General features: G+C 55.5%; 10 protein-coding genes and 1 pseudogene. 7 read left to right on the forward strand and 4 right to left on the reverse strand.

Features of this window, described 5'->3' with window-relative positions:
- The 4 genes and pseudogenes from TX85_RS27295 to TX85_RS05355 all read left to right on the forward strand — a co-directional run.
- Positions 1 to 215, forward strand: a pseudogene (locus TX85_RS27295) (ABC transporter ATP-binding protein); the annotation flags it as partial.
- 3 nt (positions 216 to 218) lie between these two features.
- Complete coding sequence (locus tag TX85_RS05345) at positions 219 to 1172, forward strand: ATP-binding protein (protein WP_233500618.1); 954 nt, start codon at positions 219 to 221, stop codon at positions 1170 to 1172.
- Positions 1162 to 3210 carry a VWA domain-containing protein gene (locus TX85_RS05350; protein ID WP_044478074.1) on the forward strand — a complete coding sequence of 683 codons (2049 nt, stop codon included), beginning with the start codon at positions 1162 to 1164 and terminating at the stop codon, positions 3208 to 3210. The genes TX85_RS05345 and TX85_RS05350 overlap by 11 nt, the downstream gene beginning before the upstream one ends.
- Positions 3211 to 3262: 52 nt before the next feature.
- On the forward strand, positions 3263 to 6979 hold the full coding sequence (locus TX85_RS05355; RefSeq protein ID WP_044478075.1) for a cobaltochelatase subunit CobN: 3717 nt from the start codon (positions 3263 to 3265) through the stop codon (positions 6977 to 6979).
- Between the two features lie 674 nt (positions 6980 to 7653).
- Here the strand turns inward: TX85_RS05355 and TX85_RS05360 are convergent.
- Complete coding sequence (locus TX85_RS05360) at positions 7654 to 8526, reverse strand: helix-turn-helix transcriptional regulator (RefSeq protein ID WP_044478077.1); 873 nt, start codon at positions 8524 to 8526, stop codon at positions 7654 to 7656.
- 191 nt (positions 8527 to 8717) lie between these two features.
- On the opposite strand from TX85_RS05360, the gene TX85_RS05365 reads away from it, so the two are divergent.
- From TX85_RS05365 to TX85_RS05375, 3 genes are all read left to right on the forward strand, one after another.
- Complete coding sequence (locus tag TX85_RS05365; protein WP_044478079.1) at positions 8718 to 10874, forward strand: glycoside hydrolase family 3 C-terminal domain-containing protein; 2157 nt, start codon at positions 8718 to 8720, stop codon at positions 10872 to 10874.
- A gap of 115 nt (positions 10875 to 10989) precedes the next feature.
- Entirely contained in the window at positions 10990 to 11430 is a 441-nt protein-coding gene (locus TX85_RS05370; protein ID WP_233500619.1) for a Fur family transcriptional regulator, read from the forward strand.
- A 17-nt stretch (positions 11431 to 11447) separates the two neighbouring features.
- Positions 11448 to 11966 (forward strand): GNAT family N-acetyltransferase, encoded by a 519-nt coding sequence (locus TX85_RS05375; protein WP_044478082.1) that lies wholly within the window; start codon positions 11448 to 11450, stop codon positions 11964 to 11966.
- 100 nt (positions 11967 to 12066) lie between these two features.
- On the opposite strand, the gene TX85_RS05380 is transcribed toward TX85_RS05375, so the two are convergent.
- The 3 genes from TX85_RS05380 to TX85_RS05390 all read right to left on the reverse strand — a co-directional run.
- Positions 12067 to 12519 (reverse strand): HAD family hydrolase, encoded by a 453-nt coding sequence (locus TX85_RS05380; protein WP_044478083.1) that lies wholly within the window; start codon positions 12517 to 12519, stop codon positions 12067 to 12069.
- A gap of 161 nt (positions 12520 to 12680) precedes the next feature.
- Complete coding sequence (locus tag TX85_RS05385) at positions 12681 to 14159, reverse strand: Lsa family ABC-F type ribosomal protection protein (RefSeq protein ID WP_044478085.1); 1479 nt, start codon at positions 14157 to 14159, stop codon at positions 12681 to 12683.
- 276 nt (positions 14160 to 14435) lie between these two features.
- Positions 14436 to 14922, reverse strand: a 487-nt coding sequence (locus tag TX85_RS05390; RefSeq protein ID WP_222860696.1) for a hypothetical protein, incomplete at its 5' end; no start/stop codon positions are given.

Consider the following 14922-nt stretch of genomic DNA (forward strand, 5'->3'; position numbering starts at 1 on the left):
CCTATTCCGACGAAATCATGATGATGAGCAAAGGAAAAGTGTATGCCAGCGGGTCGCCGGAGGATACGATTACCGAACACTCTCTTGGCGAAGTGTTCGGCGTAAAGGGGCGCATTGAGCGCGATCCGGTCAATCAACGGCTGAGCTGTCTTGTAACGGGGCTGCTTCCGAACAAAGAGCAGGCGCAGACGGCCGAAAAAATCTATGTGCATTAGGAAATGGAGAGGATAACGATGAATATCACACCGGATGTATTTCCGTTTTCGGCCATCGTCGGCCAGGATGCGATAAAGAAGGGATTGCTCCTGAATCTTGTGGACCCGCGTCTTGGCGGGGTGTTGATCCGGGGAGAGAAAGGGACGGCCAAATCGACGGCAGTCCGGGCGCTCGCCGATCTGATGCCGGGCCTTCATGTCGTCAACCTGCCGGTCAGCGCTACGGAGGACCGCGTCGTGGGCACCCTGGACATCGAGCATGCGATCCGTGAGGGAGAAAAGCGGTTCGAGCCGGGATTGCTGGCTGCGGCTCACGGACATATTTTATACGTGGATGAGATTAATCTGCTGGATGATACCATCGTGGACGCCTTGCTGGACGCTGCCGCCATGGGTGTAAATACGGTCGAACGGGAGGGAGTGTCGTATAGTCATCCCTCCCGTTTCATTCTGACCGGGACGATGAATCCGGAGGAAGGGGATCTGCGCCCGCAACTGCTGGACCGATTTGCGCTGTCCGTGGAAGTAGGGGGAGAGCGGGAGGTTGAGACCCGTATGGAGGTCGTCAAGCGACGTCTTGCCTTTGATGCGGATCCCGAAGCGTTTCGACGCCAATATGCGCGAGAACAAACGGAGCTCTATCACCGGATTCTGAGCGCTCGCGAGCGGCTTGCCAGGATTGAGCCTGCCGATCAGCTGCTGGAATGGACCGCCAAGGTCGGGATTCGGCTGGAGGTGGACGGTCACCGCGCGGATATCACGCTGATGAAGACGGCGATGGCGCTCGCCGCCTTGGAGGGCAGAACCTGTGTCCTGGCAGATGACATGGTTGAGGCGGCTTCGCTTGTCATGCCGCATCGGATGCGCAGAAGACCGTTCGAGGATGGAGCGTACGGGACGGAGACGATCAAGGAACGGCTCGGCGATCTGCTGCTGGAGGCCGCGAATGTGCGCTGACGGCGGTTTCTTGTATCCTTTCTGCGCCGTTGTAGGCCAGGAGCGGGCCAAAAAAGCGCTGCTGCTGCACGCCGTGAATCCGTCGGTCAAGGGAGTTTTGCTGGCCGGAGAGACGGGGACATCAAAGACGACACTTGTTCGCGGCTTTGCTTCTCTGGTTCCGGAACGCAAGGAGCTCCGCATTCCGCTTCATGTCGATGACGACCGGCTCTTTGGCGGCTTGGAGACGGCAGCTGCCATCCGCTTTGGGGAGAGAACCTTTTCTTCCGGCTTACTGGCCGCAGCGGACGGGCAACTGGTGACGATAGATGATGTGAACCTGATGAGCGAAAGGGCACTGAACGCGATTTTGTCCGCTGCAGAACAAGGCGGCTTCGAAAGAGCGCATGAAGGGACAGCCGGTTGGCAGCGGTCTTTCTTCCTGCTGCTAGGGACGATGAATCCTGAGGAGGCCAAGCTGACTCCTGCTTTACTTGACCGCTGGGGACTTTATGTCCGGGTCGACACCTCGTGCGATCCTGCCGAACGGGCGGAGATTATCACCCGCAGACTGGCCTTCGAGCGGGATCCGCAAGCATTTGCGCGCTCCTTCGAGCAAGAGTCCGAAGCGCTGCGGAAAAGGCTTGCGCAGGCACAGGAGCGCCTAGGCGCCGTGCGGATCGGCGAGCCGATGCTGCGTCTGGCCGCCGAAATTGCCAGAGAGGCCGGATGCTCGGGACAGCGCGGGGAAATTCTGCTTGCGGAGCTTGCTCGCGCTTTGGCTGCCTGGGAGGGCGAGCCGGAGGTCAGTGCAGGGCATGTGCAGGAGGCAGCCGGGTTTGTTCTGCCGCACCGCATGGGTCAGGCGGAGAATGAAGCTGGGAGACAGGCCGCCCCGGAAAAAGAACCGGACCACGGCCAGGCGGATGTTGAACCGCCGCCGGAGCAAGCGCCGTCATCCGATGCACAGGAGGATGACATGCAGCCTGACGGCTCGCCGTTGCCGGAGGCCGGCAGCGGGGAGGCAGCACCGGAACCAGCACCAGCGCCAGAACAAACGGAAGAACAAGTGACAGAACCAGAACCGGCGCTTGGGAGCGCTGCAGCCGGGGACGGCTCCGCCTCCAGCGGGGAGGGCGCTGCATCCGTCCCTGCGCGTGCCGTCGTAGAGGCGGTAGGCCGGGACTTCGGCGTCCGCCGGATTGCCTTTGCTCCGCCGCACACCCGCTTTAAGGCTGAAGCGGGCAAACGCAACCAGGCGAGCGAGGGCGGACGGTCCGGCCGCTATGCGCGATCGGAGACGCCGCGAGGGGCGGTCTCCGATCTGGCGCTCGACGCCACGCTGCGGGCGGCGGCTCCTTATCAGCAGGCCCGCCGCTTGCGGCAAGCTGCTAATGGCGGCGAAGGCGGTCCTCGCGTGTTGGTCGAGGGAAGCGACCTGCGCGTTAAGGTGCGGGAGAGCCGAACGGGGACCGCGTTGTTGTTCGTCGTCGATGCCAGCGGCTCGATGAACGCGGCCAAGCGCATGAAAGCGGTCAAGGGTGCGGTGCTGTCGCTGCTGCGCGACGCTTACCGGCAGCGCGACAGCGTCGGCCTGGTCGCTTTTCGGGATAGCGGGGCAGAGCTGCTGCTGGACATCACGCGCAGTGTCGAGCTGGCTGAACGCCGCTTACAATCGATGCCTGTTGGCGGAAGAACTCCGCTATTGGCCGGGTTGGAGAAAGGGGCGGAGACGATGCTAACGATGCAGCGCAAGGGCAGCGGGCTCATTCCGGCGATGATCATCATGACGGATGGGAAAGCGAACGTGGGCTCAACTCCAGGGCTTGACCTTTGGCAGGAAATTCGCGGCATTGGCCGCCGTATTGCGGCTTCGGGGATCCACGCTCTGGTCATCGATACGGAGCAGGGATTTGTCCGTCTTGGCTACGCCCGCAAGCTGGCGGAATGCATGCATGCGCAGTATTTGCGGCTGGAGGAGCTGGATGCCGGCGTGATCGAACGTGCGGCAAGGAACTTGATGCAGGAGCGCAAGAGCGTGGGGACGGCTCTGTTATAAAACGAAGGGCCGCCAGACGTTTCTTTTAATATATACGTGGGGAGATGAGAGGTTGAAAATCATCGTATTGACGAACAGCGAGGCATCACAGGCTCACTTGTCGGCAGCGTACCGTAGGCTGGATGAGGCGCAGCGGGATCAGTTGCAGCTGGCCGTCGACGACCCGGGAGGACCCGAATCCGTCAAATCGCCGCCGGGTCTGGAGACGAAGCTCGGACCGGATGCCGCAGATTTTGTGATTTTCGATGCGCACGGCGTTCGCAAGGAGGTTGTGGAACAAATCAAGCTGCTTCTTAGTCAAGGGGCGGCGCAGTTCGTTCCTGTGGGCGGGGATGCGGCCGAGATCCGCTCTTTGTTCCGGCTAGGCGGACTGACTGCCGACCGCTTGCCGAGCCCGGGTGTGAACGTAGAGACAGGACTGCCGAATGAACTCAGGAAGGACTACGACCGCTATGTGAATATAACGGAATATTGGCGGGGCGGCGGAGTTGAAAATATGCTCGGCCTGCTCTGTCTGGCGGGCCGGGAGTATGGCGGGTGCAACCTGCTGCCCGTCCCTCTCGACCCGGTCTTCGTTCAGGAGCTATGCCTGTTCGACCCGCACCGGGGGGCCCGTTTTTCGACCCTGGCGCACTACCGGAAAAGCCGGGGATATACGGAGCATCGGCCTAAGGTAGCGCTATTGTTTCTTGGTAACGGCAATCCCCTGGACATGGCGGAATGTATCGGCGAGCTGATGGACAGCATCGAGGCTTTTGCCGACGTTTTGCCGGTGGCTTTTCCTTCCGTCATGCATATTTCGCTGGAGCGTCTTCGCGAATTGCTGGTTGAAGAAGATCGGCCGGTCGATTTGATCATCAATCTGCTTCCCTTCCGTCTGGGGATCGGTCCGGGCGGAGGCGGGGCTGCATCATCATCTCCAGCCGGAGCAGGCGGTGCGGTGGATTGGCTGGACGCCGTGGGAGCGCCGATGCTGCACCCGTTTTTCTTATCCGGCATGACGGAGGAGGAATGGAGGCAGTCGGTTCAGGGAGTAAGTCCCTCGCAGCTTATGGTTCAGGTTGTGCTGCCGGAGCTGGACGGAGCCATTGAGACCTTTCCGATCGCTGCTCTGCGTCGTGAAGGAGAGGATCGGGGGCTGGGCGTTGCGCTCAGCAGGCTGGCACTCCTTCCCGAAAGGGCAGAACGGCTGGTCGGACGCGTCCGGCGTTGGCTGGAACTGAAAAGAAAGACAAACCGGGAGAAACGGCTGGCCCTGATTTGCTATAACTACCCTCCCGGCGAGGCCAATGTGTTCGGAGGCACGTTTCTGGATACGTTTGAATCGGTATCTAGGCTGCTCACCAGGCTGAAAAAGGAAGGTTATGATGTTCAGGAAATATCCGCGAAGGAGCTGCGCTCCCGCTTTGTTGAGGGCGGTCTGGTCAATTCCGGACAATGGACGGGCGAGCAGGCCGCGGATGAAATGATCCGTTACAGCGATCCTGAATTTGCAGCCAAGCTGGCGGCCCGTTCGTGGGGTGCCGAGGCGAAAGCCCGTTGGGGCGAACCTCCCGGTGAAATCATGTCGGAGCAGGGGGCCTTTTTGATTCCCGGCATCGTAAGCGGTAATGTTTTTATCGGCTTGCAGCCTTCGCGTGGCATTCATGAGGATCCCGAGAAGGCCGTGCATGATCGTTCCCTGCTTCCGACGCATCAGTATACCGCCTTTTATCAATGGTTGCGCGAGGAGTGGGAGGCGGATGCGGTCGTTCATATCGGCACCCACGGCACGCTGGAGTTCCAGCACGGCAAGGAATGCGGCATGTCGGGCGACTGCGTGCCGGATGATTTTCTGGGGGAGCTTCCTCATCTGTACTATTATTACGTGGGCAATCCCTCGGAAGCGATGATCGCCAAACGCCGCAGCCATGCGGTGCTGGTCGGCTATCAGGCGCCGCCGTTTGCCGAGGCGGAGCTGTACGGCGAATGGGCTGAACTCGACTCGCTTCTGCAGGAGTACCGCGAGGCGGAGCAACTGGACCCTGACCGCTGCCGGGATATCCTCCGCAAGCTGGAGGAGACGGCCGAGGCTTTGCACTTTGCCGCGAAGACGCCGGAGGACATGGAGGAGGAGCTGTACCGGATGCAGCGTTCCATGATTCCAAGCGGCCTACATGTGCTCGGCGATGGCTATTCCTCCGAAGAGGCTGCCGCTTACATGCGGTTCGTGCTTCGGCATGAGCGGGGAACGGTCCGTTCCTTGCGGGGACTCTTGGCGGAGCGGAACGGCAAGAAGGCGGAGGAGCTTGCGGAGCAGAGGCAAACGGAGGAACTTCGGAGACTGGATCAGGAGGCGGAAGAATTGATTGCCGGGTACCTTGCAGCGAGGGAGCTTCCGTCCTCCTGCGCGAAGGAGCCGGCGGAATGGCAGGAGGCCTTGAAACAGACGCTGGAATACGGCTATCAGGCATACAAGAACTCCATGAACAACGAGGAGCTGGAGGGATTGCTGAAGGCGCTGGAGGGGCGCTATCTCCGGGCCAAACTGGCCGGCGACGCGATGCGCTCGCCGGAGGTGCTGCCGTCCGGACGAAATCTCTATCAATTCGATCCGCGTGCCGTGCCGAGCGTTACCGCCGCGGAACGGGGAGCGCGGACCGCCGACAACTCGGTTCGCCAATATTACGACAAGCATGGCGAATATCCGGGCACAACAGCTATCGTGCTGTGGGGTCTGGAAACGTCCAGGACGCAAGGGGAGACGATCGGCCAGATTCTTCGCTATCTGGGCGTACGCACCGGCAGAGGGCTCGGTACGTTCCGGACCGAATACGATATCATCCCGCTCTCCGAGCTGGGCCGTCCGCGTCTGAATGTTGTGGTCCATATCACCGGATTGTTCCGTGACATGTTTCCGAATCTGCTGGAGGATCTGAACCGGATTTTCCGCCGTGTCTCCGAGCTGGACGAGCCGGAGGAAATGAACCTGTTCAAGGCCCATACCCGCAAGACGAAGGCTGGACTGCTCTCGTCAGGCTACGAGTCTGAGCGCGCCGCGGATCTGGCGAACGCCCGGATCTTCGGCCCTGCGGAAGGTCAATACGGGACGGGCATGACCAAGCTGATCGAGACGAAGCATTGGAGCGAGGAAGCGGAGCTGGGGCAAGCCTATGCGGACAGTCAGCAGTATGTCTACAGCTTGGAGCAACGCGGGCACGCGGAGCCGGAGCTGTACCGAACTCATTTGCTGGCAGTCGATGTCGTTTCGCAAATTCGCGGCAGCCATGAATGGGAGGTTACCGATTCCGATCATTATTATGAGTATTTCGGCGGCTTGTCCAAGTCCGTTGAGATGGCGAAGGGAACGCCGGCGGAGATTCATATTACAGACACGACCGGGGAGCTGCCTTTGACCGAATCGGCGGAGCAGTCGATTGTCCGGGGTGTACGTACCCGGTTGACCAATCCGAAGTGGATCGACGCGCTGCTGGAGCATGATTACCATGGAACGCAAAAGATCGCACAGCGCTTCGAAAATATACTCGGACTTGCGGCGACGACGAACAAAGTGGATTCGTGGGTGTTTTCCGCACTGCATGAAACCTATGTCGCGGATGAAGCCCGCAGCTGTCAACTGCTGGAGAACAATCGCTTCGCTTACCATCAAATGCTGGAGACCTTGCTTGAATCCCACCAGCGCAGTTATTGGCCGGCAACGGAGGAAGAACTTGAGGAACTCCGCAACCGCTATTTGGAGCTTGAGGGAGAGATCGAAGAGAGGATTTAAATGAGAGGGTGTTTCGAAAGTAAAATTCTGTACAGCCTTAGTAGCATAATAGAGTGATATTCATATAAAAACCAAGGAGCTAAGCGGCCTTTCTCTCGCTTGGTGCCTTGGTTTCTTGCGTCCCAGCGGCTTTCTTGAGCAAATGAGGAGCGAGGGAAAATCCGCCCGACCTCCAAACTGGCTTTGGCAACCAAGCCTCGAGGTGACATTCTGCATTATAAAGACTGCACGAGCACCCACGCCAGCAATTTTAATGCCTTTTGTCATTTATTTCGTCGCACGAGCACCCACGCCAGCAATTTTAATGCCTTTCTGCACTTGTTTCGCCACATGAGCACCCACGCCAGCAATTTTAATGCCTTTTGTCATTTATTTCGTCGCACGAGCACCCACGCCAGGAATTTTAATGCCTTTTGTCATTTATTTCGCCGCATGAGCACCGACGCCAGGAATTTTAATGCCTTTTGTCATTTATTTCGCCGCAAGAGCACCGACGCCAGGAATTTTAATGCCTTTTGTCATTTATTTCGTCGCACGAGCACCCACGCCAGCATTTTAGTGCCTTTCTGCACTTATTTCGCGACGCACGGCGTAACCTCACATTGAAAAATGTACCCCCCTATCATCTACGATGGTTTGGGACACCCTCTTCACATTGTCCGCTGGCTTAGGCATTAAACCTTATGAACCCCATGTAAAAGCTTATATTCCGAAGGTGTGCATTTTTTATAGTTCTTGAATACGCGGTTAAAGGTAGGCAAACTGCCGAAGCCGGAGCTCATGGCGACCTCCATAATCGACAAATTCGCATCGATCAGCAGCTTCTCTGCATGCATGATCCGATGCTGGTTGAGATAAGTGTAGTAGGATATGCCCATAAATTGCTTGAACAAACGCATAAAGTGAAATTTGCTGATTCCGGCCAGCTCGGCCAGCCTTTCAACCTGAATCTCCTCGGTGCAGTGCTCGTTAATATAGTTGCATACTTCCAGCAGCTTATCGATGTATTTATGCTGCTGTTTTTGGCTCTTTCGGTTGGGGAAACGGCGTTCCAGATGCATATAGTTCCGGCCAAGCACAACGAAAAATTGAATCAGCATGGCGTAAGCGGAAGCTTCCTTAAGCAGGGAGCCGCTGAAATATTCATCCATCAGTTCAAGCAGCAGGGGCTTCAGCGCACCGTGCAGTTCCTGATCTTGATGGGAAGCGATGATGATGTAAGGGCGAAGCAGGTGAAAGGTGGAATCAAACCCGTTCAGCGGGTAGAGAAGTGTACTGTCAAACTGCATGATGACCCTTTTTCCCGTTTCCGGGGCAAACAGTTGATGCAGCTCACCCGGAGGGATGATGAGTATGTCCCCGGGATTCAGGACTATCCGGGTATCGTCGACAACCGCCGAGTAATTATTTTCGATCGGCATGATCACCTCAGCAGCCGTATGCCAGTGCATAGGGTAATCCTCAGCCTCTTGGTTCAAATAGATACGGATTCCGGGATGGTCCCGGTAAGAAACGGTTTCCTTGGCGCCATTCAGACTTTCAATCATCTGTATTCTTCCTCTCTTGGCTTCAAATTTAGCAATATTTGAGAAGTCAAAAGCTAAATTTACGAAGAAATAACGAAGCTAAAGCCGGTATAATAAAGTCGATGAAATCGCATACAAAATGATACCATGCGCGAAAAGAGTTTATCAAATCCTATTTGATCAAAAAACAGGTGAAAGATGAGGTTGAGATGATGGTCGAACTCGTAAACAACCGTGAAAAAATGAATCAGTATAAGGCGCGTGCCCAGAGTCTCGTCGAGCAGATGACGCTGGATGAGAAGGTGCATCAAATGTTGCACGCCGCCCCCGCGATTCCGCGGCTTGACGTCAAAGCCTACAATTGGTGGAACGAAGCGTTGCACGGTGTCGCCAGAGCCGGTGTGGCCACCGTGTACCCGCAGGCGATCGGGCTTGCGGCCACGTTCGACGAAGAGCTGCTGGAGGAAGTGGCTGATGCGATTGCCACAGAGGCAAGAGCCAAATTTAATATGCAGCAGCAGTATGAGGATACGGATATTTATAAAGGTCTGACTTTCTGGGCGCCAAACGTTAATATTTTTCGCGATCCAAGATGGGGCAGAGGGCATGAAACCTACGGGGAGGATCCTTATTTAACCGCAAGACTGGGTGTCCGGTTTATTCAAGGCCTGCAGGGCCATGACGAAAATTATCTCAAGCTCGCCGCTTGCGCCAAGCATTTTGCCGTTCACTCCGGACCGGAGGATCTCAGGCATCAGTTTAACGCAGTCGTGTCTGCTCAGGATTTGTATGAGACGTATTTGCCGGCCTTCCAGGCTTGCGTTGAGGAAGCCAAGGTTGAAGCGGTAATGGGCGCCTATAACCGGACGAATGGTGAACCCTGCTGCGGAAGCGAGCTTTTGCTCGAACAAATCCTGCGCGGCGAATGGCAGTTTGACGGGCATGTCGTGTCGGATTGCTGGGCGATCCGCGATTTTCACGAGCACCACCAAGTAACGGAGAACGCCGTGGAATCGGTCGCCTTAGCGGTTAACCGGGGTTGCGATTTGAACTGCGGCAGCTTGTTTATGTTTTTGCTGGATGCGGTCAAGGAAGGGCTCGTTACCGAGGAACAAATCGACCGTGCGGTGCTCCGGCTGTTCACGACCCGCATGAAGCTCGGCCTGTTTGACGAGCCGGAGCAAGTACCGTTTAACGCGATTGCCTATAACGAAGTGGATACCCCCAAGATGCAGGCATTAAACCGCAAAGCCGCCCGTTCGAGCCTGGTGCTGCTGAAGAACGAAGCTGGACTGCTGCCGCTGAGCAAAGACGCGGTCCGCACCATAGGCGTGATCGGCCCCAATGCCAATAACCGCAAGGCGCTTGTCGGCAATTACGAAGGGACAGCCTCTCGCTATATTACGGTATTGGAAGGTATTCAGGATTATGTCGGGGACGCTGCCCGCGTCCTGTATTCCGAGGGGTGTCATCTGTACAAAGACCGCGTCAGCGGGCTCAGCACCGGAAACGACCGGATTTCCGAGGTCAAGGCCGTCTGTGCGGAAAGCGATGTTGTCGTGGTTTGTCTGGGACTGGATGCGGGGCTGGAAGGGGAAGAAGGGGATACCGGAAACCAGTTCGGCAGCGGTGATAAACCGGATCTGAAATTCCCGGGACTTCAGGAGGAAGTACTGAAAACCGCTTATGCCAGCGGCAAGCCCGTGGTATTGGTCGTATTGGCAGGGAGTGCGCTTGATCTCAGCTGGGCTGACGAGCATGTTCCGGCGATTTTGCAAGGCTGGTATCCGGGCGCCCAAGGAGGACGGGTCATTGCGGAGGCGTTGTTCGGCGAGTTTTCTCCGGAGGGTAAGCTGCCGGCGACGTTCTACCGCTCAACAGAGGAGCTTCCCGCCTTTACTGATTATGCGATGAAAAACCGGACATACCGCTATATGACGGGCGAGGCGTTGTATCCGTTTGGTTACGGGCTTTCCTATACCGATATCGTCTTGGATGGCGCGAAGCTGGATACGGACCGGATCACCTCTCAGGGCATTCAGGTTACCGCCATGCTGAGCAACAACGGCAGGAGGGCAGGGGGAGAAACGCTGCAGCTTTACGTCAAGGCCGAGCGGGCCGGGACGCCTAATGCCCAGCTAAAGGCGCTCCGAAAAATTCACCTCGAGCCTGGCGAGACCAAGGAAGTGAATTTGCATCTGCCTGCATCCGCCTTCTCATTATGCGACGAGGAAGGCGTGCGCAAAATTCAGAAAGGAACCTACACCGTCTATGCAGGCACCTCCCAGCCGGATCAGCGAAGCCGCAAGCTGACCGGCAAGCAGTCCCAGGCATTCTCGCTTACGGCCGATAACGAGCTTGAAATATAAGGAGTGATTGTGACAACTCTCCCTTTTCCTGATAAAATAGAACGATAGGATTTTATGCGGACTGGGGCTGGCGGACCAGACGCTTTAGATATCAAGGAAGGGAATGTGCGCAGGAATGGAAAAAAGCCACTCCAAGGTTCAAGAAATGCTGGATACGATGGCGCGTAACGGGTGGAGGGTAACGGAGCAGCGAAAGACGCTGGCGCAGATTTTTGCCGACTATGACGGCTATTTATCGCCGAAGGATGTTTATGACCAAATGTCCGTTCATTATCCAAGCATGAGCCTGGATACGGTGTACCGCAATCTTCGGATGCTGAGTGAGATGGGTGTGCTGGAGCATTTCTATTTCATGGAAGGCGGCTTGAAATTCCGGGAAAATTGCGCGGCGCATCACCACCATCACCTGATCTGCATTAATTGCGAAAAAACACTGGCCTTTGACTTCTGTCCGATGGACCATGGGCTGGAGCTGCCGGGAAATTACAAGGTGATCCGGCACCGCTTCGAGGTGTACGGAATCTGCGAGGCTTGCCAGAGCGTAACTGAAGGATAAACAGGAGATTACTTCGAATGAGTCAGCTAGAACAGTTTGAACGTGTATACGAAATCATGTCAGCATCCTTTCCGGTGACGGAATATCGTACCAAATCCGGGCAAGAGAAGCTTCTGGATCGGTCGGAGTATCGGCTGCTTACTGAGAGGGATGAGGAAGAGCGGATTATTGCCTTTCTGGCAATCTGGGAGTTTCCTGCGCTGCGCTTCATTGAGCATCTCGCGGTTGATCCATCGGTGCGCGGGGGCGGGGTTGGCAACAAGCTTGTGAGAAAATGCCTGGAGGAGCAGCCGGTGAAGCCGACGATCCTCGAGGTAGAGCTGCCGGAGGACGAGTTGTCCGCAAGACGGATCTCTTTCTATGAGCGGCTGGGCTTCCGCCTGAATGAATACAGCTATGTTCAACCGCCGCTGCGGGAAGGCGGGGAGCCGCTGCCGCTCAAAATCATGAGCTATCCGCAGCTACTCACCGAGCAAGAGTTCCTCGCTTGCAGGGCCATTCTGTACAGTGAAGTTTATCGCGTGTCGGAGAGTTGAGGTTACATTTCGAGGTTAAATAAGAAGACCTGTTGGCTTTGAATGCCTGACAGGTCTTTTTTGTCAAATAAAGCAGGCTGCTTGCTTAGTTTAGAACTTATTAAATACGCTCGTTAATAAGGTATTTTTCCACCGTGCTCCAGTTTGGATGGTATTCTCTGAGTATAAAGCTCTGGCAACCTAATTCTAAATGAAGCTCATTGTCATCCCATCGATCGCCGATGCCTGCCACGAAATGATACTTATTTTTAAGGGAAACAGCAATTTCCAATCGTTTACGCTGAGTATCCGCCAGATAGATATCCCCCCGAGGAAAACCGGTTATTTCAAGCCATTGCTTCGTAATATCCATGACGCCTTCAGGGCGTGCGCCAATGTAGACTATGGAATAACGGTCAGCCAGGCTGTTCAGAAACTCTACGCTGCCATCCGTGGGGGCGTCTTTCAGGATATTTTCATCCAGAGAAAATGCATCTGTTCCAAATAAATCGTTTCTGTGGCGTGTATCGCAAATGGTGCCGTCAATAAAAACTAAAATGGCTTTTGTCTTCATAAAACAGGACCTTCCTTTAAGTTTATTATTGTTCATATTCGATACAGCCAGGGCTTTTCCTCTGATCCTTACAGCAAAATATCCATCCTCGTTGGCCCTTCCTGACTTGGCGTAACTCGTAAGCAAATCGTTCGGAGCTAAGGGGTGAACGCAGGATTCGCTCAAAGCTCGATCACGGAAGTGGCGACATGCTCGCAGAACTCCCGGTCATGCTCGACAAAGAGAATGGTCGGCGCATAGGACAGCAGCAGCTCCTCGATCTGCATCCGGGAGATGACGTCAATGAAATTGAGCGGTTCGTCCCAGATAAGCAGATGCGCATGCTCGCACAGGCTGCGGGCGATCAGCACCTTTTTCTTCTGCCCGCCGCTGTAGGAGGCGATGTCCTTCTCGAATTGGACCCGGGCAAAATCGAGCTTGCGGAGAATGGCCTTGAACAAGCTCTCGTCGATCCCGCATGCTCGGGCATAATCGGTCAGACTGCCTGCCAGATGCGAGGTATCCTGAGAGACATAGGAGATTTGAAGCCGGCTGCCGATGTCGACATTGCCGGTATGGCTTATAGCTTCTCCGCAGATTAGCTTGAGCAGGCTGGACTTGCCGGAGCCATTCGATCCGCGGAGCGCGACCCGATCACCTTGATTGATCGTGAAGCTGACGTCCTGACATACGGTTCGGTCACCGTATTGAATTGAGACATGATCTAGATGGAGCAATTGTTGCTTGTGATAGACCGGCTGGGACAGCTTTAGCTGGTCTGCCGATTCCAGGTTCTTCAGCAGCGAGGATTTCTCCTCCAATGCGCTCTGCTGCCGCTGCTCGATCGATTTCGAGCGCTTCATCATCTTGGCAGCCTTATGCCCGACGTAGCCCTTATCCAGTTTGGAGCCGGAATTTCGGGTGCCGTTCTTCGACTTCTCCACTTCGTCGGACCAACCGCTTGTGCGCCTCGCGGCTTCGGACAGCCGCTTGATGTCCTTCTTCAGCTTCTCGTTCTCGGCAAGCTCGTATTGATCCTGCCGCTCCTTGTTCATCCACCAGCTGGAGAAATTGCCCTTCTGAATTTCAATATTCGTCCTGTTGATCGACAAAATATGGTCCACAGAGTGATCCAGAAACGCCCTGTCATGCGAGACGAGAATGAATCCGCGCTTGGTCCGAAGATACTCGCTGACCAGCTCCCGTCCCCGAAGATCCAGGTGGTTGGTCGGCTCATCGATCAGCAGGAACCGGTTCTCCTTGATAAACATGGCAGCCAGCATGACCTTGGTCTGCTCGCCATTGGACAGGGAGGAGAACGGGCGGTACAGCACATCTTCCGTAACCTCGAGCAATTGGAATTCGCGCATCAGCTCCCAGTGAACATAATCGGGGTAAATGTCGCTAACGACATTCATCGTAAGCTGATCCCGATCCGCAATAGGATAGGGGAAGTATTCGAATTCGACATCTGCGGAGATGGTGCCGCTGTATTCAAGCTTGCCCAGAAGAAGATTCAGGAATGTCGTCTTTCCTCGTCCGTTTCGTCCGGTGAAGCCGAGCCGCCAATCCGTGTCGAGCTGGAAGCTGACATTTTCGAAGATCAAATCGTAACTGCCTTCATAGGCAAAAGTAAGTTTGTTTACGGTGATTTGGGACATAGTCAAGTTCCTCCTGTACAAAAAAAAGTATGGGCTGCAAGAAAGGGAATTCCTGCAGCCCATACCTATAACAGACCATGCCCCTGTCACAGGGAGGCCTATATCGTCCGGGATGAAAAGAATACACACTTTCTTGCATAACCATGACAAAACGCGCAAAGGAAGACTCTGCTCGTTCTCATCTGATTAGTTCGCAAGAAAGTTGTTCATCTTTCCACTCCTCTTCAACATTGGTGCCTTTATGTTACCATCCCGCAAGGCAAAGATCAACCAAACCTATTTGACCCGGAACGTCCGGTGGCCGAATCTGCTTACCAGAATCCAGGTACTGGCCAGATAAACCAGGGTCAGTCCTGCTATGATGACGGTGAAATTCGCAAGCGGAATGGAGAAGAACAGACTGGCGCCGGACACCATCGACACGCCCATATTCAAAACATGGTAAAAAGGGTTCTTCACGTTCAGCTCGGTGGAATAGGGCTGGAACAGGTAGTAGAGCGCCAGATGGTGAACGGTGAAAAACAGGGACAAGCATAACGCTGAAACCCACAGCATCACGGTATCCGGCGTCGACCAGGGAGCGGCGATTCCGGCGAGCAGAGTCAGCATCGCTGCAAAGGTCGAAGCGATCAGCAAATTATGCCCCGCAAGGCTCAACAGGCGAATCCGGAAGTGCTCCGGCGCTGCGGCGCGATAGAAGCTGTACCGCATCATACTGAGGTCGCAGTTATAAAAGAATGCCCGGCATACCCGCTCCCCGACA

It is taken from the genome of Paenibacillus antibioticophila (assembly GCF_000455265.1).
In the GTDB taxonomy this organism is placed as follows: domain Bacteria; phylum Bacillota; class Bacilli; order Paenibacillales; family Paenibacillaceae; genus Fontibacillus; species Fontibacillus antibioticophila.

Excerpts from the sequence above, each read along its gene's own strand:
- TX85_RS05345 (WP_233500618.1), top strand. The coding sequence starts at position 219 with ATGGAGAGGATAACGATGAATATCACACCGGATGTATTTCCGTTTTCG.
- TX85_RS05350 (WP_044478074.1), top strand. The coding sequence starts at position 1,162 with ATGTGCGCTGACGGCGGTTTCTTGTATCCTTTCTGCGCCGTTGTAGGC.
- TX85_RS05375 (WP_044478082.1), top strand. The coding sequence starts at position 11,448 with ATGAGTCAGCTAGAACAGTTTGAACGTGTATACGAAATCATGTCAGCA.
- TX85_RS05360 (WP_044478077.1), bottom strand. The coding sequence starts at position 8,526 with ATGATTGAAAGTCTGAATGGCGCCAAGGAAACCGTTTCTTACCGGGAC.
- TX85_RS05365 (WP_044478079.1), top strand. The coding sequence starts at position 8,718 with ATGGTCGAACTCGTAAACAACCGTGAAAAAATGAATCAGTATAAGGCG.
- TX85_RS05370 (WP_233500619.1), top strand. The coding sequence starts at position 10,990 with ATGGAAAAAAGCCACTCCAAGGTTCAAGAAATGCTGGATACGATGGCG.
- TX85_RS05380 (WP_044478083.1), bottom strand. The coding sequence starts at position 12,519 with ATGAAGACAAAAGCCATTTTAGTTTTTATTGACGGCACCATTTGCGAT.
- TX85_RS05385 (WP_044478085.1), bottom strand. The coding sequence starts at position 14,159 with ATGTCCCAAATCACCGTAAACAAACTTACTTTTGCCTATGAAGGCAGT.